This window comes from Pseudomonas sp. WP18, assembly GCF_036689585.1.
Classification (GTDB): Bacteria; Pseudomonadota; Gammaproteobacteria; order Pseudomonadales; family Pseudomonadaceae; genus Aquipseudomonas; species Aquipseudomonas chlororaphis_E.
Genome location: NZ_CP144758.1, coordinates 5,489,675 through 5,510,819, shown reverse-complemented (window position 1 = coordinate 5,510,819; position 21,145 = coordinate 5,489,675). Strand labels below are relative to the sequence as shown.

The following is a 21,145-nucleotide window of genomic DNA, read 5'->3' as shown; positions in this document are numbered from 1 at the left end:
GTGCGACTGCGCCTGATCGCCGTCGGTTCCCGCATGCCCAAGTGGGTGGAAGAAGGCTGGCATGAGTATGCCAAGCGTCTTCCGTCCGAACTGGCGCTGGAACTGGTGGAAATTCCGCTCAATACCCGTGGCAAGAACGCCGACGTGGCGCGCTTCATCCGCCAGGAAGGCGAAGCCATGCTGGCCAAGGTCGGGCCGAACGAGCGGATCGTCACCCTCGAAGTCCATGGCAAGCCCTGGAGCACCGAGCAACTGGCGGTGGAGCTCGATCGCTGGCGGCTGGATTCGCGCACGGTCAATTTCATGGTCGGCGGCCCCGAAGGGCTGGCGCCGGAAGTCTGCGCCCGGGCCGACCAACGCTGGTCGTTGTCGCCGTTGACGTTGCCGCATCCGCTGGTGCGGATCCTGATCGGCGAACAGTTGTACCGTGCCTGGACAGTCCTGTCCGGACACCCTTACCACAAGTAATCCTGCCCCATGCCTCAGCCGATCCGCATCAAGGACCACGAAAAAGACGCCCGCCTGGTACGGGGCCGCGTCGTGTTCGGCGCCATCACGGTGGTGACGCTGATCGGGGTGCTGATCGCGCGGTTGTACTTCCTCCAGGTGATCCAGTACGAGTACCACTCGACCCTGTCGGAAAACAACCGGGTGCACGTGCAGCCGATTCCGCCGACCCGTGGGCTGATCTTCGACCGCAATGGCGTGGTGGTGGCGGACAACCGTCCCAGCTTCAGCCTGAGCATGACCCGCGAGCGCTCCGGCGACTGGCAGCAGGTGCTCGACGTGATCGTCGAAGTGCTGCAACTGACCCCCGAGGACCGGGCGATCTTCGAGAAGCGCATGCGCCAGGGGCGCCGGCCGTTCGAGCCGGTGCCGATCCTGTTCGAGCTGACCGAGGAGCAGATCGCCCTGATCGCCGTGAATCAGTTCCGCCTGCCCGGCGTCGAGGTGGTGGCGCAGTTGGTGCGGCATTATCCCCAGGGGCCGCACTTTGCCCACTCGGTCGGCTACATGGGGCGAATCAACGAGAAAGAGCTCAAGACCCTCGACCCGGTCAACTACAGCGGCACCCACCACATCGGCAAGACCGGTATCGAACGCTTCTACGAGCCCGAGCTGCACGGCCAGGTGGGTTACGAAGAAGTCGAGACCAATGCCCGTGGCCGGGTACTGCGGGTGCTCAAGCGCACCGACCCGATCCCCGGCAAGGACATCGTCCTGAGCCTGGACATCAAGCTGCAGGAGGCCGCCGAAGCGGCGCTGGGCGGGCGCCGGGGCGCCGTGGTGGCGCTGGATCCGAATACCGGCGAGGTCCTGGCGATGGTCAGCCAGCCGAGTTTCGACCCGAATCTGTTCGTGACCGGCATCAGCTTCAAGGCCTACGCCGAGCTGCGCGACTCCATCGACCGGCCGCTGTTCAACCGGGTGCTGCGCGGCCTCTATCCGCCGGGCTCGACCATCAAGCCGGCCGTGGCGATTGCCGGGCTGGATTCCGGCGTGGTGACGGCGTCGAGCCGCGTCTACGACCCGGGCTACTACATGCTGCCCAACTACGACCACAAGTACCGCAACTGGAACCGTACCGGCGACGGTTACGTGGACCTGGAAACGGCGATCATGCGGTCCAACGACACCTATTTCTATGACCTGGCCCACAAGCTGGGGATCGATCGGCTGTCGTCCTACATGAACAAGTTCGGCATCGGCCAGAAAGTCTCCCTGGACATGTTCGAAGAGTCCCCCGGCCTGATGCCGTCCCGGGAATGGAAGCGCGCCACCCGGCGCCAGGCCTGGTTCCCCGGCGAAACCCTGATCCTGGGGATCGGCCAGGGCTACATGCAGGCCACGCCTTTGCAACTGGCCCAGGCCACCGCGCTGGTGGCGAGCAAGGGCAAGTGGTATCGCCCGCACCTGGCCAAGACCATCGAAGGCCAGAAGCCGGTGGACCCGAACCCGATGCCGGACATCATCCTGCACAATCCGTCGGACTGGCAGAAGGTCAACAACGGCATGCAGCAGGTGATGCACGGGGCTCGCGGCACGGCGCGCAAGGCGGCCATCGGTTCGCCGTACCGCATCGCCGGCAAGAGTGGTACGGCCCAGGTGGTCGCGATCAAGCAGGGTGAGAAGTACGACCGCTCCAAGGTCCAGGAGCGCCACCGCGACCACGCCCTGTTCGTCGGCTTTGCCCCGGCCGACAACCCGAAAATCGTCGTGGCGGTGATGGTCGAGAACGGTGAGTCGGGCTCCGGTGTCGCCGCGCCCGTGGTGCGCCAGGTGATGGACGCCTGGTTGCTGGACGAGCACGGCCAGCTCAAGCCCGAGTACGCAAGCCCCATCACTGCGGAGGCTACGGCCCGTGAAGAATAATTTCGACCGCATCCTCTCCAGCGAAGATGTGATGCGCCGTCGTGCCACCCTGTTGCAGCGCATGCACATCGATGGCCCCCTGCTGATCCTGCTGCTGACCCTGGCCGCCGGCAGCCTGTTCGTGCTGTATTCGGCCAGCGGCAAAAGCTGGGACTTGCTGGCCAAGCAGGCCACCTCGTTCGGCATCGGCCTGGTGTCGATGATCGTCATTGCCCAGTTGGAGCCGCGTTTCATGGCGCGCTGGGTGCCGTTGGCCTACGTGATCGGCGTCAGCCTGCTGGTGGTGGTGGACGTGATGGGCCACAACGCCATGGGCGCGACCCGCTGGATCAACATCCCCGGGGTGATTCGCTTCCAGCCCTCGGAATTCCTGAAGATCATCATGCCGGCGACCATCGCCTGGTACCTGTCCAAGCGCACCTTGCCGCCCCAGCTCAAGCACGTGTGCATCAGCCTGTTGCTGATCGGGATCCCGTTCATCCTGATCGTGCGCCAGCCAGACCTCGGCACCTCGCTGCTGATCCTGGCCGGCGGCGCCTTCGTGCTGTTCATGGGCGGCTTGCGCTGGCGCTGGATCCTCAGCGTGGTCGCCGCGGCGGTGCCGGTGTCGGTGGCGATGTGGTACTTCGTCATGCACGACTACCAGAAGCAACGCGTCCTGACGTTCCTCGACCCCGAGAGCGACCCGCTGGGCACCGGCTGGAACATCATCCAGTCCAAGGCCGCCATCGGTTCCGGCGGGGTATTCGGCAAAGGCTGGCTCATGGGGACCCAGTCGCACCTGGACTTTTTGCCGGAGAGCCACACCGACTTCATCATCGCGGTGATGGGCGAGGAGTTCGGCCTGGTGGGCATTTGCGTGCTGCTGCTGATCTACCTGCTGCTGATCGGCCGAGGGCTGGTGATCACCGCCCAGGCCCAGACGCTGTTCGGCAAGTTGCTGGCGGGCAGCCTGACCATGACGTTTTTTGTGTATGTTTTCGTCAACATCGGTATGGTCAGTGGCCTGTTGCCGGTGGTAGGGGTGCCGTTGCCCTTCATTAGCTACGGAGGAACTTCGCTGGTGACACTACTGTCAGCGTTTGGGGTTTTGATGTCGATCCATACCCATCGCAAGTGGATCGCACAGGTTTGAATAAGGTGAAGAGTTCAATGCAAGCAATGCGTGGCTGGTCGACGCGATATGCGCCGTGGATCGGCCTGGTGGGCTTTCTCGGTGGCACGCCGCCGGTCCTGGCGGGCGAGTACGAAGGCTCGCCCCAAGTGGCCGAGTTCGTCGGCGAGATGACCCGCGACTACGGTTTCGCCGGGGAACAGCTGATGGGCGTGTTCCGCGAAGCCGAGCGCAAGCAGTCGATCCTGGATGCCATTTCCCGGCCTGCCGAACGGGTCAAGCAATGGAGCGAATACCGGCCGATGTTCATCACCGAGGCCCGTATCGCCCGGGGCGTGGACTTCTGGCGCCAGCACGAAGCCGCGCTGGCCCGTGCCGAGCAGGAGTACGGCGTGCCGGCCCAGATCATCGTCTCCATCATTGGTGTCGAGACCTTTTTTGGCCGCAATACCGGCAATTTCCGGGTGATCGACGCGCTGTCGACCCTGGGCTTCGATTACCCACCACGCGCCGAGTTCTTCCGCAAGGAGCTGCGTGAGTTCCTGCTGCTGGCCCGCGAGGAACAGGTCGACCCGTTGACCCTCAAGGGTTCCTACGCCGGGGCGATGGGCCTGCCGCAATTCATGCCCAGCAGCTTCCGCGCCTACGCGGTGGACTTCGACGGCGACGGCCACATCAATATCTGGACCAACCCCACCGATGCCATCGGCAGTGTTGCCAGCTATTTCAAGCGTCACGGCTGGGAAGCCGGCCAGCCGGTGGTCAGTCGCGCCGACGTGCGTGGCGACCAGGTGGACGAAGGCCTGACCGAAGGCATCGAGCCGACGAAAACCGTCGGGGAGTTGCGGGCGTTGGGCTGGTCGAGTCATGATGCGCTGCGTGACGACATGCCGGTCACCGCGATGCGCCTGGAAGGCGAGCAGGGCCCCGAATACTGGATGGGCCTGAAGAATTTCTACGCGATTACGCGTTATAACCGCAGCGTGATGTACGCCATGGCCGTATATCAGCTGTCTGAAGAGCTGGTCAAAGCACGGGGCGTCAAATAATGCGGGCATTGCCTACCTATCAACCCCTGAAAGCCAAGCCCCTCAAGCTCGTGGCGTTGGCTGCGCTGTCGCTGCTGGTCGTCAGCTGTTCGACCAGCCGCGCGCCGGCGCAGAAAAACTCCACCGCCGTGCGCTCGGCGCCGGGGCTGGACATCAACCGTGCCCACAAGGACGGTGCGCCATGGTGGGACGTCGATGTCTCGCGCATCCCCGACGCCACCCCGACCCTGCACACCGGCCCCTACAAGGCCAACCCCTACACCGTGCTGGGCAAGACCTATTTCCCGATGGCCGACTCCAAGCGCTACGTCGCCTCGGGCACGGCATCCTGGTATGGCACCAAGTTCCACGGCCAGAACACTGCCAATGGCGAGGTGTATGACCTGTACGGTATGAGCGCGGCCCACAAGACGCTGCCGCTGCCCAGCTACGTGCGGGTGACCAACCTGGACAACAACAAGAGCGTGATCCTGCGGGTCAATGACCGCGGGCCGTTCTATTCCGACCGCATCATCGACCTGTCGTATGCGGCGGCGAAAAAGCTCGGTTACGCTGAAATCGGCACCGCACGGGTCAAGGTCGAGGGCATCGACCCGCAGGAATGGTGGGCCCAACGTGGCCGTCCGGCGCCTTTGATGCTCAACGAGCCAAAAGTGGCGCAAAATGCCGCGCCGACCGTAACCGCTTCCACCGGTACGGTCGAACAGTGGACGCCACCGCCGCAGCAGCACGCGGCGGCCGTAGTGCCGGTGCAGTTGGAAGCAAAAAAAAACGCTTCTGCAACAGCGTCTGGCCAGTATCTGCAGGTGGGCGCGTTCGCCAACCCGGACGCTGCCGAACTGCTCCGGTCCAAGCTCAGCTCGATGGTGAGCGCCCCGGTGTTCATCAGCTCGATCGTGCGCAACCAGCAGACCCTGCATCGGGTGCGCCTGGGGCCGATCGGTTCTCCGGGTGAGGTCCAGCAGGTGCAGAACAGTGTGCGCCTGGCCAATCTCGGTTCGCCGAGCCTGGTCACCGCCGAGTGATTGATTGACGGCCCGCTTGCGGTTCGAGCGGGTCGGGTTGTTGGCTCCATGAATAACAAAAGCCCGGCAAGGGCTGTGAGTGAGCAACTTAAATACGCGGCAGCCAAGAGGTCACTGCCAATCAGTTAAGTCCGGCACAACCCCTGTGGCGAGGGAGCTTGCTCCCGCTGGGCTGCGGAGCGGCCCTTCCTTTTTGGGAGCGCTTCGCACTCCAGCGGGAGCAAGCTCCCTCGCCACGGGATACGGAGCAGGCCTTGTTTTTGATTGATCGGCATAGCCAGGAAGGTTGCCTGTTAAGTATTGCCTCCGGGCAGTTTCCATTAGCGATTTCGAGAGACGGATGAACATCACCACCTTTGCCAAACGCCTTTGCCTGCTAGTCCCGCTGCTGCTTTCACCTGCCGCGTTCGCGGTCGAGATGATGCCATCGCCGCCACAATTGGCCGCCAAGTCCTATGTGCTCATGGATGCCAGCAGCGGCAACGTGCTGGTGGAGAACAATGGTGACCAGCGCCTGCCACCGGCCAGCCTGACCAAGCTGATGACCGCCTACATCGCCACCCTGGAAATCCGTCGCGGCCAGATCGGTGAAAACGATCCGGTGACCGTCAGCGAGAACGCCTGGCGTACCGGCGGTTCGCGGATGTTCATCAAGGTGGGCTCGCAAGTGACCGTCAGCGACCTGCTGCACGGCATCATCATTCAGTCCGGCAACGACGCCAGCGTCGCCCTGGCCGAGCACATCGCCGGCAGCGAAGACGCGTTCGCCGACATGATGAACAAGACCGTGGCCGACCTGGGCATGACCAACAGCCACTTCATGAACCCGACCGGCCTGCCGAACCCCGAGCACTACTCGTCGGCTCACGACATGGCCATCCTGGCACGGGCGATCATCCACGAAGACCCGGCGCACTACGCCATCTACTCCCAGAAGGAGTTCTTCTGGAACGGTATCAAGCAGCCTAACCGCAACCTGCTGCTGTGGCGCGACAAGACCGTCGATGGCCTGAAGACCGGTCACACCGACGAGGCCGGCTACTGCATGGTGTCCTCGGCCGTGCGTGACGGCATGCGCCTGATCGCGGTGGTCTTCGGCACCAGCAGCGAAGTGGCCCGTGCCGCCGAAACCCAGAAGCTTCTGACCTACGGTTTCCGCTTCTTCGAAACCCAGACCTTCTACCAGAAGGGCACCGAGCTGGCCCAGGCCCAGGTCTGGAAAGGCACCAGCAGCCAGGTGAAGGCCGGTCTGGCCCAGGACCTGACCATGACTCTGCCTAAAGGCCAGCTCAAGAAGCTCGCTGCCAGCATGACCATGAACCCGCAACTGACCGCACCTATCGCCAAGGGCGACGTGATCGGTAAAGTCGAAGTCAAACTGGACGACAAGGTGGTGCACAGCGCCGACCTGATCGCGCTGGACGCGGTCGAGGAAGGTGGTATCTTCCGCCGCATGTGGGATAGCATCCGTCTATTCTTCTACGGCTTGTTCAACTGATTCCAGCTGTTGACCTGCATGGCCCCGTTCCGATCCGGTGCGGGGCCATGTTCGTTACCCGGGCTTACGAGGCCGTTACGCCATGACAGACCCAGAAGTAAAGGCTCCAAAAATCGAATTCCCCTGCGCGGATTACCCGATCAAGGTGATCGGCGACACCGGCGTGGGCTTCAAGGACAAGATCATCGCGATCCTTGAGAAACATGCGACCGTTGACCTCAAGACCCTGGCCGAGCGCCAGAGCACCAACGGCAAGTACACGACGATCCAGTTGCACATCCTGGCCACCGGCCAGGAACAGCTCTACGACATCAACAGCGAACTGCGGGCGACCGGTTTCGTACACATGGTGTTGTGATGCCGGGCACGCTGGGTTTTCGCGAACTGGGCCAAATGGCCTATGAGCCGGTCTGGCACGCGATGCAACGCTTTACCAACGAACGGGGCAACACCGCCGACGATGAAGTCTGGCTGGTGGAGCATCCGCCGGTGTTCACCCAGGGCCAGGCCGGCAAGGCCGAGCACCTGTTGCTGCCGGGCGATATCCCGGTGGTGAAGGTCGACCGCGGCGGCCAGGTGACCTACCATGGTCCCGGCCAACTGGTCGCCTACCTGTTGCTGGATGTGCGCAAGCTGGGGTTCGGCGTGCGCGAGCTGGTCACCCGCATGGAGACCTGCCTCATCGAGCTGCTGGCCAGCTACGGCGTGATGGCCGCGGCCAAGCCGGATGCGCCGGGGGTCTACGTCGACGGGGCCAAGATCGCCTCCCTGGGGCTGCGGATCCGCCACGGTTGCTCGTTTCATGGCCTGGCCTTGAACGTGGACATGGACCTTGAACCGTTTCGACGGATTAATCCCTGTGGCTATGCGGGGCTGGCGATGACCCAGTTGCGCGATCACGCAGGATCGATTGAATTTGCCGAGGTAAGTGCCCGGCTGCGCGCGCAGCTCGTCAAACACCTCGACTACGCTGAGCAGACGACCCTCACGGGCGGAATCGACTGATATGACTACTGATGCAGTGCAAACCATAATCCCGACGCAGGATGTTACCGAGCGTCCGGCCCCGCGTGCCAAGGTCGAGGCCGGCGTCAAGCTGCGCGGCGCCGAGAAGGTTGCACGCATCCCGGTCAAGATTATCCCCACCACCGAACTGCCGAAGAAACCCGACTGGATTCGCGTGCGCATCCCGGTTTCCCCGGAGGTCGACCGTATCAAGGCGCTGCTGCGCAAGCACAAGCTGCACAGTGTCTGTGAAGAGGCGTCCTGCCCGAACCTGGGCGAGTGCTTCTCCGGTGGCACCGCCACGTTCATGATCATGGGTGACATCTGCACCCGTCGCTGCCCCTTCTGCGACGTCGGCCATGGCCGGCCGAAGCCACTGGACGCGAGCGAGCCGGAAAACCTGGCCGTGGCCATTGCCGATCTGAAACTCAAGTACGTGGTCATCACTTCGGTGGACCGCGACGACCTGCGTGACGGCGGCGCCCAGCACTTCGCCGACTGCATCCGCGAGATCCGCAAACTGTCGCCGAACGTGCAGCTCGAAACCCTGGTGCCCGACTACCGTGGCCGCATGGACATCGCCCTGGAGATCACCGCCGCCGAGCCGCCGGATGTGTTCAACCACAACCTGGAAACCGTACCGCGCCTGTACAAGGCTGCGCGTCCGGGCTCGGACTACCAGTGGTCGCTGACCTTGCTGCAACGCTTCAAGCAGATGATGCCGCACATTCCGACCAAGTCCGGGCTGATGCTGGGCCTGGGTGAGACCGACGATGAGGTCATCGAGGTCATGAAGCGCATGCGTGAGCATGACATCGACATGCTGACCCTGGGGCAGTACCTGCAGCCTTCGCGTAGTCACCTGCCGGTGCAGCGTTTTGTGCATCCGGATACCTTTGCCTGGTTTGCCGAGGAGGGGTACAAGATGGGGTTCAAGAATGTGGCTTCGGGGCCGTTGGTGCGGTCTTCGTATCATGCGGATGAGCAGGCGAAGTTGGTCAAGGCGGAGCTGTTGGGGAGCTGATTTAGCCGGTTTTGGTGGGGCTGTGTGTATATCCGTTTTTTGTGTAACGGCTACTTAGGGTTCCGCCCTTACGGCGGGTTACTTTTGGCAAACGCCCCAAAAGTAACCAAAAGGTCTTCGCCCCACCACTCGGTGCCTCGCCTAGGCTCGGCATGCCTGAACGAAGGCATTGCTCCGCGGGCCCGCCGCGAAGGGCCATCCATGGCCCAGCGCGGCTACCTCGGCATCCATGCCGAGGTGCCCACTGCGCAATACCTTCGTTCAGCCATCGTGGTTAATGGGGCGCAAGATCAAGATCAAGAGCAAAATCAAAAGCGAAGCAGTCTGGTGGCTGGTCTGTTTTGGGCGGTTCTGCATCCTTACAACGCTGTGGGTCTGGGCCGTGGAGCAAAGCTTGCTCGCGATGGCGGTGGATCAGCTACACACATGCTGAGCGTGCCCTCGCTTTGCTTTGCTTTGCTTTGCTTTGCTTTTGACTTTGATCTGAACGCCCCATCGACCACGCTGGCCGAACGCAGGCATTGCGCAGTGGGCAACCCGGCATGGATGCCGGGTTAGCCGCGCTGGGCCATGGATGGCCCTTCGCGGCGGGCTCACGGAGCAATGCCGGAGTGAGGGAACACCTCGCCTAGGCGAGGTGCCGAGTGGTGGGGCACAGCGTTTTTGGTTACTTTTTTGGCGTTTGAAAAAAGTGACCCGCCGTAAGGGCGGAACCATAAGTGGTCGTGACAAAAAAAAACGGATATACACACTAAGCAAGCCGACAAACCGGAAGCCCATGGACACCCTAACCCCTCATCACCCCGTCCCAGCCCTCCCCCCCAAAGGCCTGATCGCCCTGATCGCCCCCGCCGGCCCCGCCCCCCTGGACACGGAAAAAGCCATCCAATGGATGCGCGCAAGAGGGCACGAACTGCGAATATTCCCAGGCGTCTACGAAAAGCAAAACTACCTGGCCGGCAGTGACGAGGTACGGCTCAACGATCTGCATGCGGCCTTCGCCGACCCTGAAGTCAGCGCCATCATCTGCCTGCGCGGCGGCTACGGCACCCCACGCTTGCTCGATCGCATCGATTACGACCTGTTGCGGCGCAACCCCAAGCCTTTCGTTGGCTACAGCGACATCACCGCGCTGCACCTGGCCATCAACCGTTATGCCGGATTCGTGACCTTTCACGGACCGTTGCTCAATGCCGATCTGTTGGGCGACAAACAACCCCCGACCGTCACCTCGTTTTTCAGCCTGTTGCATGGGCAGTTGAAGGCGGGCAGTGTGCTGAGTCATCCCGAGGCCTATCCATTGACCACCGTCCAGCCCGGCATCGCCCATGGGCGTTTGCTGGGGGGCAACCTTTCGATCATTGCCGCGACCATGGGCACGCCTTACCAGATCGACGCAGACGGTGTGATCCTGCTCATTGAGGACGTCAACGAGCCGCTGTATCGCATTGATCGGTTGCTGACCCAGTTGCGCCTGGCTGGCACGTTGGCCAAGTTGCGCGGCGTGCTGGTGGGGGATGTGGCCGGGGTGGAGGTCGAAGCGTTGAATCGCCTGCTCAAGCAGACCTTCGAGCCGTTGCGCATTCCGGTGCTGTCCGGTTGGCGCAGTGGGCATTGCGATCCGAACCTGACCTTGCCGATGGGCGCATTGGTGAGGCTGGATGCGGGGGAGAAGCGGTTGGTGCTGGAGCAGGATGTGGTGGTTACACGCTAATCCTGCGTCGTCTGCGACTCAGTCTTCGCGAGCAAGCCCGCTCCCACAGGTTGATCGTGTGTCCATGAAAGAACGCGGTCCCTGTGGGAGCGGGCTTGCTCGCGAAAGCGGCAGTGGCCATCAAGACAGTCTTCAGCGGTTACGCAACGCGTCCAGCAATTGATGCGTCGGATACCCATCCGCCGGCCAGCCGAGTGACTGCTGGGCGCTGCGGATTGCCTTGCGGGTGTTGGCGCCGATGATGCCGTCGGGGGTGCCGGCGTCGTATTGATGCGTGCTCAGCAAGGTCTGCAGTTCGATGCGTTCGCTGCGACTCAGCGGCAGGTCATCCTTGGGCCACTGGCCGTACACCAGCCCCGCACCGGTGAAACGCCCTGACAACAAGCCCACCGCCAGCGCGTACGACGAGGAGTTGTTGTACTTGAGGATGGCGCGGAAGTTGTCGAACACCAGGAACGCCGGGCCGCGATGGCCGGCGGGCAGCAGCAGGGCCGCCGGCAATTGCCGTTCACCCGGGGGAATCGGCATGCCGTCGTAGGTGGAAACCCCCAGGCGTACCCATTCGGAGAAGGGTTTGCGGGTCGTGCCGTCGGCCAGGGCGTAGTCGAACCCCTTTTCCAACTCTACCTCGTACCCCCACGGCTGGCCGCGTTGCCAACCGGAGCTTTGCAGGTAGTGGGCGGTGGAGGCCAGGGCGTCGGTGGAACTGCCCCAGATGTCCCGGCGTCCGTCGCCGTCGAAATCCACCGCGTGGGTGTTGTACGTGGTGGGAATGAACTGGGTCTGGCCCATGGCGCCGGCCCAGGAGCCGAGCATTTTTTCCGGTGCGATATCGCCCTGTTGCAGGATTTGCAGGGCGGCGATCAGTTGCGCATGGGCAAAGCCCGGGCGTCGGCCTTCGTAGGCCAGGGTCGCCAGGGAGTTGATCACGGACTTGGTGCCCTGGAACTGGCCGAAGTTGCTTTCCATGCCCCACACCGCCACCAGCGCCTCGCGATCGACGCCGTAGCGTTGCTCGATACTTTGCAGCACTTGGGCGTTCTGCTGGATCAGTGCCTTGCCTTTGTTGACCCGCAGCGGCGACAGGGCGCCATCGAGGTATTCCCACACGGGGCGGGTGAATTCCGGCTGGCTGCGATCGGCCTTGATCACGCTCATGTCGGGGCTGACGCCAATGAACGCGCGATCGAACAGGTCGGGACGGATCCCGGCGGCCAAGGCGTCCTTGCGAAACCCGGCCTGCCATTCAGCGAAGGTCTGGGTGGGGACGATGTCCAGGTTTTCACCAGTGGGCACGACAGGCGGCACCACGGCCGGGGCGGTCACGGCGGGGATGGTCTGGAGCGGTTGGGCGTCGGCGGCGGTGGGTTTTTCAGCGCAGGCGACCAGCAGGGCGATGCTGGTGGCGGCAATCAGCTGGCGCAGGGGCAAGCGACGGGAAAGACAAAAGGGCATGCACGGGTCCAGAAATACAAATCAGGTGCTGACCTTAACATGCGAAAGGGCTGTAGGGCTTGTCCAGGTGTTCAAGCGGCCAGAAAGCAAGAAGCCTCCCAGTTGTCAGACTGGAAGGCTTCGCGGCGGTAGCTGCCCTTGCCCTTGGCGGGTCGTTCCTGGCGGCTGCGAAACAGCGGCTGGGCGACGATGGACTTGGCCTTGTTGGGGCCATGCCTGGATGGCTTTTTGCTCATGGTGGGATCTCTCATGGGGGAGGGTTGTGCGGGGCGAATCATGGGCCAGAGTTGGAGGGCTGTCCAGTCCCGGCAGGCCGGCGGAATGTGTGCAGCGTTTGCGACCAGCGCGCTTGTGTGGCGAGGGAGCTTGCTCCCGCTTGAGTGCGTAGCGCTCATCGCTTTTTTGGGATCGCTTCGCGATCCAGCGGGAGCAAGCTACCTCGCCACAAAAGCATCTGGCAAGGCGGTGTTTATTCAGCTGGAAGCGTCAGTCGCTGCCCGGCCATCAACAGCGACAACCGACTCAGGCTCATCCACGGCGAGCCAGCGGCCTGGCCCTTGATCTGCGCGTCGATGCGCTGCGCTTCGAGCAGCAGTTGTGCCCAGCGCGGCGCCGAGTAACGTTGCAGGGCCTTGCTCATCAGCGGCTTGCGTTTGTCCCATACGGGCGGGCGGGCCTGGCTGAAGGCCTTGTCCAGCGGTACACCCTGGCTGTACTGCAACGACAGGTTGGCCAGCAGGCGCAATTCCCGGGACAGCGCCCAGAGGATCACCGGTGGCTCGACGCCTTCGCCTCGCAAGCCTTCAAGCATGCGCAGGGCGTGGGCAGCCTCGCCGTTGAGGATCGCATCGGTCAGCCCGAAGACATCGAAGCGAGCGCTGTCGGCCACGGCGGCCTGCACCGTTTCCACGGTGATTTGTCCGCCTTCGGCCATCAGCTTGAGCTTTTCGATTTCCTGGGCCGCGGCCAGCAGGTTGCCTTCGACGCGGGCGGCAATCAGCTCCACCGCGTCCTGGCTGGCCGAGAGGCCGGCCTGGGACAGGCGTTGGCGGATCCAGCTCGGCAGTTGGCTGACATCCACCGGCCAGATCTGCACGAACTGGGTTTGCTGACCCTCCACCAGGGCCTTGCCCCATTTGGTCTTCTGCGCACTGCCATCGAGTTTCGGCAGGTTGATGAGCAGGACCGTGTCCTCGGCAGGCCGCGAGCAATACTCGATCAGCGCGGCGGCGCCTTTGTCGCCAGGTTTACCGGACGGCAGGCGCAGCTCCAGCAGGCGCTTTTCTGCGAACAGGGACATGCTCGCCCCGGCCAGCAGCAGGCTGCCCCAATCGAAATTGGCGTCGGCGGCGAACACCTGGCGTTCGTCGAACCCTTGCTGGCGAGCGGCACTGCGGATGGCGTCGGCAGCTTCCTGGCACAGCAATGGGTCATCGCCACTGATGATGTAGACCGGCGCGAGGGCGCCTTGCAGGTGCTTGCCGAGTTGGGCGGGGGCCAGTTTCATGGAATGCAGCTCATGAGCGCAGATGGGCGGGGCGCCGGAGCACCCCGCACGGCTTATTCAGCCGGGACTTCCAGAGGCGACTGCTGCGGTGTTTCCGCCTCCGCCTTGCGTGCCGCTTCCAGCGCGTCGGCTTCGGCCTTGGCGCGGGCGTCGGCGGTCTGTTGCAATTGCTCCAACTGGGCCGGGCTCAGGCGTTGCAGGCGCAGCATCATGCGCTGTACCAGCTCGCGACGCATTTCGCCACGCACCTGGGTCGATTCCTGGTCGGAGCCGGTGATGTTGTTGCCGTCGTGCAGGTAGACCTTCTGCACCTGGAGCTTGTCGTCCAGCAGCGACAGGTTGTTCTGGCCACGGATTTCATAGCTCAGCACGTTGGTCAGCTCGTATTCGGCCGAACGCCCGGCGCCGGCGTAGCTCAGGCTGCGCTGACTTTGCTGTTCATTGGTCAGCACCAGCTTGTAGGGCGCGCCGTTGTAGACCTTCACGCCACTGTTCTGGAGCGTGTCGCGCAGCATTTTCACGGTTTCGCCGTAGGCGTCCCGCGCACTGAGGTCCAGCTCCTTGATAGCCAGCTCGGTGGTGCCGGTGCCACGCAGCTGGAAGCCGCAGGCGCTCAACAGGACCGCCAGGCCCACGACCAGCAGATTACGTTTGATCATCTTGTTGCTCCCCTTGAAACCCTATGGGCCGACAACGCGGCCCCCCAGGTCATATTCGGCGCCCGGCCCGCGGCCAGGCGCCCGATCCAATTAGCTTGCGACGATGTTGACCAGTTTGCCGGGCACGACGATCACTTTGCGAATCGTCAGGCCATCGACGAAGCGCAGCACGTTCTCGTTGGCCCGTGCGGCGGCTTCGACTTCTTCGCGCGTTGCGCTGGCCGGCATGTCGATCTGGCCGCGCAGCTTGCCGTTGACCTGGATGACCAGGGTCAGGCTGTCCTGCACCAGCGCGGTTTCGTCCACCACCGGCCAGCGGGCGTCGATCACCGGGTCGGCGTGACCCAGTCGATTCCACAGCTCGTGGCTGATGTGCGGGGTGATCGGCGCCAGCAGCAGCGTCACCGCTTCCAGGCCTTCGTGGAGCAAGGCGCGATCCTGTCCGGTGGCTTGCGCGGCTTTTTCCAGGACATTCATCAACGTCATCACCTGGGCGATGGCGGTGTTGAATTTGTGGTTCTGGCCGACGTCATGGCTGGCCTGCTTGATGGCCAGGTGGATCGAGCGGCGAACGGCTTTCTGTTCGTCGTTCAGGCCGTTGACGTCCAGCTTGCCCGGCAGGCCCTGGGCCACGTGGGCCTGGGCCAGGCGCCAGACGCGCTTGAGGAAACGGTGCGAGCCCTCGACGCCGGAGTCGGACCATTCGGCGCTCATGTCGGGCGGCGAGGCGAACATCATGAACAGGCGGCAGGTGTCCGCGCCGAACTGGTCGATCATCGACTGTGGGTCGACGCCGTTGTTCTTCGACTTGGCCATCTTCTCGGTGCCGCCGATTTCCACCGGCAGGCCGTCTGCGATCAGCTTGGCGCTGATGACCTTGGCCTTGCTGTCGCGTTCGAGCTCGACATCGGCGGGGTTGAACCAGGTGTAGGCGCCGTTGGCTTCGCGACGATAATACGTCTCGGCGACCACCATGCCCTGGGTCAGCAGGTTCTTGAAGGGCTCGTTGGAGCTCACCAGGCCTTCGTCGCGCATCAGCTTGTGGAAGAAGCGCGCATACAGCAGGTGGAGAATGGCGTGTTCGATACCGCCGATGTACTGGTCCACTGGCAGCCAGTGGTCGGCGGCGGATTTTTCCACCAGGCCGCCTTCATGGTGCGGCGAGGCGTAGCGGGCGTAGTACCACGAGGACTCGACGAAGGTGTCCATGGTGTCGGTTTCGCGCTTGGCCGGTGCGCCGCATTTCGGGCAGCTGCATTCGTAGAACTCGGGCATGCGGGCCAGTGGTGAGCCGGCGCCGTCGGGCACGACGTCTTCCGGCAGGACCACGGGCAGTTGGTCTTCCGGCACCGGTACGTCGCCGCAGGTGCCGCAATGCACGATCGGGATCGGGCAGCCCCAGTAGCGCTGGCGGCTGATGCCCCAGTCGCGCAGGCGGAACTGGGTGCGGGAGGCACCGAGGTTCTTCTTGATCAGGGCCACTTCGATGGCGTCGAACGCACCCGCGAAATCCAGGCCGTTGAATTCACCGGAGTTGATCAGCTCGCCGTGTTCGCCGTAGGCGTCCTGCCACGGGGCCGGGGTCTGGTCGCCGGCGCTGGTGCGGACCACGGGCTTGACCGGCAGGTTGTACTTGTGGGCGAACTCGAAATCGCGTTCGTCGTGGGCCGGCACCGCCATGACGGCGCCATCGCCGTAATGCATCAGCACGTAGTTGGCGACCCACACCGGGAGTTTCTCGCCGGTCAGCGGGTGCTCGACGAACAGCGAGGTCGGCAGGCCTTTCTTCTCCTGGGTGGCGACGTCGGCTTCGGCGACGCTGCCGCCCTTGCATTCGGCAATGAACGCCTGCAGCGCGGGATCGTTCTGGGCCGCCAGGGTCGCCAGCGGGTGCTCGGCGGCCACGGCCACATAGGTGGCGCCCATCAGGGTGTCCGGACGGGTGGTGAAGACCTTCAGGGTGCCGGCTTCGCCAATCGAGGCGACGTCGTAGGGGAACTGCACTTCCATGCCCCGGGACTTGCCGATCCAGTTGCGCTGCATGGTCTTGACCTGTTCGGGCCAGCCGGTCAGCTCGTCGAGACTCTCCAGCAGTTCATCCGCGTAGGCGGTGATCTTGAAGTAGTACATCGGGATCTCGCGCTTTTCGATCAGCGCGCCGGAGCGCCAGCCGCGACCGTCGATCACTTGCTCGTTGGCCAGTACGGTCTGGTCCACCGGGTCCCAGTTCACGGTGCCATTCTTGCGATAGATCACGCCTTTTTCGAACAGGCGGGTGAACAGCCACTGCTCCCAACGGTAGTAGTCGGGCTTGCAGGTGGTGACCTCGCGGGACCAGTCCACCGCCAGGCCCAGGCTGCGCAGCTGGGACTTCATGTAGGCGATGTTTTCGTAGGTCCACTTGGCGGGGGCCACGTTGTTCTTCATCGCGGCGTTTTCCGCCGGCATGCCGAAGGCGTCCCAACCCATGGGTTGCAGGACGTTCTTGCCTTGCATGCGCTGGTAGCGGGAGATCACGTCGCCAATGGTGTAGTTGCGCACGTGCCCCATGTGCAGCTTGCCGCTGGGGTAAGGGAACATCGACAGGCAGTAGTAGGTCTCCTTGCCTGGCTGTTCACTGACTTCAAAGGACTTTTGCTCGTCCCAGAACGACTGGGCGGCGGCTTCGATTTCACGGGGCTGGTAGTGTTCGTGCATGGCTACTTTTGTACTGAATGGGGTGGCCCAATCCTCTTCGTTGCCATGCTGGACGCAGACGACGCCGTATGCGGCGTTCTCGATGCCCAGCCAAGCTGGAAGTGGAGTTACAGGAAGCGCCGTAGCATACATGACCGCGCTCTGCCGAGGGAAACCCTGATTGCATGCCGGCCATTGCCGACCACCGCCCGTGTCGGGCGTTCAGGGCCGTTGGTCGCGGCGTCCTGCCGGTTTGCCAAGCGAAGCTAAGCTTCTCAATGGGGAGTGAGTCTTATCTTCAATGAGGTGAGGGATGGTTGAATCACAGCGAAAAGTAACGACACCTGAGTTGTACGAAAAACTGATCGATCGTCTCGGGGTGGCCCTGGACGCTGCAAGAACCGCCGGTCGTTTGCGCGACGAGCGTCCGACAGAGCTGGAACTGCGCGGCCTCAGCCCCGCAGAGTTCGAACTGGTCAAGGCTTACCTCGAACAGGTCGGACACCCGACCCGCCCGAGCGCAGCCCAGGTACCCCAGCGTCACGAGGCGCCCCGTTCGGCCAAGGTGGTATGGCTCAAGGACCGGACGCCGGACAAGGAAGCCGTCAGGCTCCGGTCAATGTAGTTGAACTAGAACCGGACCCACCCAGGTCGCTCTTTTGATTCAAGGTCCTTTCGAATCTGTTGTCGCTTTGCGTCAACCCACTTAGGCTTCGGGCATCTATGGAGATGCCCGATGCCGTTTCGCTATTTCATCAAACAACTTCTCTTGCCGCCGGGCATTCTCTTGCTGCTGCTGGCGCTTGCCTGGTGGTGGCGCAACTCCCGGCCGCGCCTGGCTCGCCTGTGCTTTATCGTGGGCCTGGGCGGCTTTTGGCTGATGAGCCTGCCCGTGGTGGTGCAGTGGAGCGCCAAGGCCCTGGAGCAGGAGCCGCCGCTGGCGCGCAGTGAATGGGCGAGCCTGGCCCAGCGCGCCGACGCCATCGTCGTGCTCGGCTCCGGCCGTGAGCGCGGCGACCTGGCCTGGGGCGCCGACCAGCCCACCGGTGTGGGGCTTGAGCGTCAGCGTTATGCCGCCCGACTGGCCAAGGCATCGGGGCTGCCGGTGCTGACGACCGGCGGCCTGCACTACGGTACTCCACCCAGCGAGGCGAAGCTGATGGCCGATTCGCTGCTGGATGATTTCGGGGTCACCGTACGCTGGCAGGAAGGGCGCAGCCGCACCACCTGGGAAAATGCCCGGATGAGCGCCGAGATCCTCCTGCCCGAGGGTGTCCGTCGCGTCGTGGTGGTGACCCAGTCCTGGCACATGCCGCGGGCGGTCATGAGTTTCGAACGCTCGGGTTTTGAAGTGGTGCCCGCGCCGGTGGGGTTCCTGGGGGCGGACAACGCCCGGCCGTTGGGCGGCTGGATGCCGGAGTTCAAGTCGATCTGGCAGTCCGGGCAGTTGATGAATGAGGCGGTGGGGTTGGTGGGGTACTGGTTGTTCTATCGCTGAATCGTCAAGGTGAACGCTTATTGTGGCGAGGGGGCTTGCTCCCGCTGGGGCGCGAAGCGGCCCCTAAAAACAGGGGCCTGCTGCCGCAGTCCAGCGGGAGCAAGCTCCCTCGCCACGGGGTTTTTCATTCAGATGGGGAACGGGTTATACCGTCCTGGCCATCCGGCCCGTCATCAGGGCCCAGCCCAGCAGTAGCACGCACAGGCTGATCAACGGCCACGAGCGCCATTGCAGGTAGGGGGTCAGGTCGTGCATTGGCACCACTTCGCCATACAGGATGCCGCGCTCGAACTGCGGGATCTGCGCGGTGATCTGGCCGAAGGGGTTGATCAGGCCGGTGACGCCGTTGTTGGTGGCGCGGATCATCCAGCGTCCGGCTTCGAGGGCGCGCATCTGGGCCATTTGCAGGTGCTGCAACGGGCCGATCGAGGTGCCGAACCAGGTGTCGTTGCTGATGGTCAGCAGCAGGTCGCTGCGCGCCGAGAGGCCGGCGGCGAACTCCGGGTAGACCACTTCATAGCAGATGAACGGCGCGATCTGGTAACCCTTGGCCTGCAGCAACGGCTGGTCGGCCGGGCCCCGGGCGAAGTCCGACATGGGCAGGTCGAAGAACGCGATCAGTCCGCGCAGGAGATCCTGCAGGGGCACGTATTCGCCGAACGGCACGAGTTTTTGCTTGAGGTAGGTGCCGTCGCCTTCGCCGGTCACGGTGATGCCGTTGAAGTAGCGCTTTTCGTGGCGCACCAGTTGGCGAATCGGCACGCCGGTGATCAGCGCCGAATGCCGCTCGGCGGCGAAGCTGCCCATCATGTCCAGGTAGCCCTGGGCCGACTCCTTGAGCACCGGGACCGCCGTCTCCGGCCAGACCAGCAGGTCAACGCGCTTGGAGGTAAAGCTCATGTCGCGGTACAGCGCCAATTGGGCGTTGAGCTGTTCCGGGTCCCATTTCAGGCTTTGTTCGATGTTGCCCTGGATCGCCGCGACGCTCAGCGGGTCGCCCGAAGGGCTGGTCCATGCATGCCCCTTGAGCGCCATGCCGGCCACCCACGGACCGACCAGCAACACCACGCCGGCGGCGATGAAGCCCTTGCGCCCGGTGCCGATCAACCGGCGCGCGTTGTACAGCAGCGCCGCCGTCAGTGCCAGGGTGAAGGAGATCAGCCACATCCCACCCACTGGCGCGAGGCCGGCCAGGGGACCATCGAGCTGGCTGTAGCCGGAATAGAGCCACGGGAACCCGGTGAGGAACCAGCCACGGAAGGCTTCCTGGCCCAACCACAGCGCGGCGAACGCCAGGGCATCGGCCAGCGGCGCTTCGTTGCGCCGCAGCCAGCGCGCCCACAGCCAGGCAGGCAGGGCAAAGAACCAGGCAATGGCGGCGATGAACAGCAGCATCAGCAACCCGGCCAGCAGCACCGAGGCACCACCGAAGTTGTGGATGCTGACGTAGATCCAGCTGGTGCCGGCGCCGAACAGACCAAAACCGAAGCACCAGCCTCGGCCGAGGGCCTGGCGTGGCGATAGCTCGCGCAAGCCGGCATAGAACAGCCCGACCGCCAGCAGTGCCAGCGGCCAGATGTCGAACGGTGCCAGGGCCAGGGTGGTGATCGCGCCGGCCGCCACGGCCAGCAGGTTACCGGGCCAGCCGGGGCGGTTTATCCAGCGCATGTGTGTCCTTAGCGGGTCTCGCAGGGTTTATCGGGCAATGGGTGACAGGCGCAGCAGGTGAATCCGACGGCTGTCGGCGTTCAGGATGCGGAAGCGCCAGGAGCCGATTTCCGTGGTTTCGTTGCGCTTGGGCAGGTGCCCGAAAGCGCTCATCACCAGGCCGCCGACCGTGTCGAACTCATCGTCGGAGAATTGGCTGTCGAAGAATTCGTTGAAGTTCTCGATCGGCGTCAGGGCCTTGATCAGGAAGTCGCCGCTGGGCAGGGGCTTGATGTAACTGTCTTCCTCGACATCGTGCTCGTCCTCGATGTCGCCGACGATCTGCTCGAGCACGTCCTCGATGGTGACCAGCCCGGCCACGCCGCCGTATTCGTCGATGACGATGGCCATGTGGTTGTGGTTGGCGCGGAATTCACGCAGCAGCACGTTCAGGCGCTTGGACTCGGGCACGAAGGTGGCCGGGCGCAGCAGGTCCTTGATGTTGAAGCTGTCGCCGTTTTCCTGAAGGATCAGCGGCAGCAGGTCCTTGGCCAGCAGCACACCCATGACGTCGTCATGGCTTTCGCCGACGACCGGGTAGCGCGAGTGAGCGGAGTCGACCACGGCGGGCAGGAACTCGCGGGGTGTCTGGGTCGCCTTGATGCTGACCATCTGCGAGCGCGGGACCATGATGTCGCGTACTTGCAGGTCAGCGACCTGGATGGCGCCTTCGACGATGGCCAGCGCTTCGCTGTCCAGCAGTTTGTTCTGGTGTGCATCGCGCAGCAGCTCCAGCAGCTCCTGGCGGTTTTTCGGCTCATGGGCAAAAGCCTGGGTGAGCTTGCCCAGCCAAGACTTCTGCCCGTTGCTCGATCGATCTTCGCTCATAGCGATTACTCTG

20 protein-coding genes are annotated in these 21,145 nt (G+C 63.6%); 13 read left to right on the top strand and 7 right to left on the bottom strand.

Annotation, left to right across the window (positions count from 1 at the left end):
* The 11 genes from rlmH (at nucleotide 1) to V5F23_RS24470 (ending at nucleotide 10,802) form a co-directional block, all read left to right on the top strand.
* Entirely contained in the window at nucleotides 1-468 is a 468-nt protein-coding gene (gene rlmH, locus V5F23_RS24520; protein ID WP_003185785.1) for a 23S rRNA (pseudouridine(1915)-N(3))-methyltransferase RlmH, read from the top strand.
* A gap of 9 nt (nucleotides 469-477) precedes the next feature.
* Complete coding sequence (gene mrdA, locus V5F23_RS24515) at nucleotides 478-2,373, top strand: penicillin-binding protein 2 (protein WP_042730299.1); 1,896 nt, start codon at nucleotides 478-480, stop codon at nucleotides 2,371-2,373.
* A 31-nt stretch (nucleotides 2,374-2,404) separates the two neighbouring features.
* A complete protein-coding gene (gene rodA, locus V5F23_RS24510; RefSeq protein ID WP_042730308.1) occupies nucleotides 2,405-3,508 on the top strand; it encodes a rod shape-determining protein RodA in 1,104 nt (367 codons plus the stop codon).
* Between the two features lie 17 nt (nucleotides 3,509-3,525).
* The gene (gene mltB / locus V5F23_RS24505; RefSeq protein WP_042730298.1) at nucleotides 3,526-4,536 is read left to right on the top strand and encodes a lytic murein transglycosylase B; all 1,011 of its coding nucleotides are present in this window, start codon (nucleotides 3,526-3,528) and stop codon (nucleotides 4,534-4,536) included.
* The gene (locus tag V5F23_RS24500) at nucleotides 4,536-5,561 is read left to right on the top strand and encodes a septal ring lytic transglycosylase RlpA family protein (protein WP_042730297.1); all 1,026 of its coding nucleotides are present in this window, start codon (nucleotides 4,536-4,538) and stop codon (nucleotides 5,559-5,561) included. Before mltB ends, V5F23_RS24500 begins: the two co-directional genes overlap by 1 nt.
* 340 nt (nucleotides 5,562-5,901) lie before the next feature.
* Nucleotides 5,902-7,059, top strand: a complete 1,158-nt coding sequence (locus V5F23_RS24495; protein ID WP_042730296.1) for a D-alanyl-D-alanine carboxypeptidase family protein — start codon at nucleotides 5,902-5,904, stop codon at nucleotides 7,057-7,059.
* Nucleotides 7,060-7,141: 82 nt separating this feature from the next.
* Nucleotides 7,142-7,417 (top strand): DUF493 domain-containing protein, encoded by a 276-nt coding sequence (locus V5F23_RS24490; protein WP_042730295.1) that lies wholly within the window; start codon nucleotides 7,142-7,144, stop codon nucleotides 7,415-7,417.
* Nucleotides 7,417-8,064 carry a lipoyl(octanoyl) transferase LipB gene (gene lipB, locus V5F23_RS24485; protein ID WP_042730294.1) on the top strand — a complete coding sequence of 216 codons (648 nt, stop codon included), beginning with the start codon at nucleotides 7,417-7,419 and terminating at the stop codon, nucleotides 8,062-8,064. The genes V5F23_RS24490 and lipB overlap by 1 nt, the downstream gene beginning before the upstream one ends.
* A gap of 1 nt (nucleotide 8,065) precedes the next feature.
* Nucleotides 8,066-9,088: a lipoyl synthase gene (gene lipA, locus V5F23_RS24480; RefSeq protein WP_042730293.1), complete on the top strand. Its 1,023-nt coding sequence runs from the start codon at nucleotides 8,066-8,068 to the stop codon at nucleotides 9,086-9,088.
* Between the two features lie 201 nt (nucleotides 9,089-9,289).
* The gene (locus V5F23_RS24475; protein WP_212803905.1) at nucleotides 9,290-9,646 is read left to right on the top strand and encodes a hypothetical protein; all 357 of its coding nucleotides are present in this window, start codon (nucleotides 9,290-9,292) and stop codon (nucleotides 9,644-9,646) included.
* A gap of 220 nt (nucleotides 9,647-9,866) precedes the next feature.
* Entirely contained in the window at nucleotides 9,867-10,802 is a 936-nt protein-coding gene (locus tag V5F23_RS24470) for an LD-carboxypeptidase (RefSeq protein ID WP_047736342.1), read from the top strand.
* A gap of 132 nt (nucleotides 10,803-10,934) precedes the next feature.
* Here the strand turns inward: V5F23_RS24470 and V5F23_RS24465 are convergent, their stop codons facing one another.
* The 5 genes from V5F23_RS24465 to leuS form a co-directional block, all read right to left on the bottom strand.
* Nucleotides 10,935-12,257, bottom strand: a complete 1,323-nt coding sequence (locus V5F23_RS24465) for a lytic murein transglycosylase (protein WP_047736341.1) — start codon at nucleotides 12,255-12,257, stop codon at nucleotides 10,935-10,937.
* 71 nt (nucleotides 12,258-12,328) lie between these two features.
* On the bottom strand, nucleotides 12,329-12,493 hold the full coding sequence (gene arfA / locus V5F23_RS24460; RefSeq protein WP_030140368.1) for an alternative ribosome rescue factor ArfA: 165 nt from the start codon (nucleotides 12,491-12,493) through the stop codon (nucleotides 12,329-12,331).
* Nucleotides 12,494-12,726: 233 nt separating this feature from the next.
* Complete coding sequence (gene holA / locus V5F23_RS24455) at nucleotides 12,727-13,764, bottom strand: DNA polymerase III subunit delta (RefSeq protein WP_042732824.1); 1,038 nt, start codon at nucleotides 13,762-13,764, stop codon at nucleotides 12,727-12,729.
* Nucleotides 13,765-13,817: 53 nt separating this feature from the next.
* Nucleotides 13,818-14,423 (bottom strand): LPS assembly lipoprotein LptE, encoded by a 606-nt coding sequence (gene lptE, locus V5F23_RS24450; RefSeq protein WP_042732825.1) that lies wholly within the window; start codon nucleotides 14,421-14,423, stop codon nucleotides 13,818-13,820.
* 90 nt (nucleotides 14,424-14,513) lie between these two features.
* Complete coding sequence (gene leuS / locus V5F23_RS24445) at nucleotides 14,514-17,120, bottom strand: leucine--tRNA ligase (protein WP_123579646.1); 2,607 nt, start codon at nucleotides 17,118-17,120, stop codon at nucleotides 14,514-14,516.
* A gap of 292 nt (nucleotides 17,121-17,412) precedes the next feature.
* On the opposite strand from leuS, the gene V5F23_RS24440 reads away from it, so the two are divergent.
* Nucleotides 17,413-17,724, top strand: a complete 312-nt coding sequence (locus V5F23_RS24440) for a hypothetical protein (RefSeq protein WP_042732831.1) — start codon at nucleotides 17,413-17,415, stop codon at nucleotides 17,722-17,724.
* A 111-nt stretch (nucleotides 17,725-17,835) separates the two neighbouring features.
* Nucleotides 17,836-18,597, top strand: coding sequence for a YdcF family protein (locus V5F23_RS24435; RefSeq protein WP_042732832.1), 762 nt, complete (start codon nucleotides 17,836-17,838; stop codon nucleotides 18,595-18,597).
* A 144-nt stretch (nucleotides 18,598-18,741) separates the two neighbouring features.
* On the opposite strand, the gene lnt is transcribed toward V5F23_RS24435, so the two are convergent.
* Together lnt and V5F23_RS24425 are read right to left on the bottom strand one after the other, a co-directional pair.
* Nucleotides 18,742-20,265 carry an apolipoprotein N-acyltransferase gene (lnt, locus tag V5F23_RS24430; protein ID WP_047736338.1) on the bottom strand — a complete coding sequence of 508 codons (1,524 nt, stop codon included), beginning with the start codon at nucleotides 20,263-20,265 and terminating at the stop codon, nucleotides 18,742-18,744.
* A 27-nt stretch (nucleotides 20,266-20,292) separates the two neighbouring features.
* On the bottom strand, nucleotides 20,293-21,132 hold the full coding sequence (locus tag V5F23_RS24425) for an HlyC/CorC family transporter (protein ID WP_025215634.1): 840 nt from the start codon (nucleotides 21,130-21,132) through the stop codon (nucleotides 20,293-20,295).
* Between the last annotated feature and the right edge of the window lie 13 nt (nucleotides 21,133-21,145).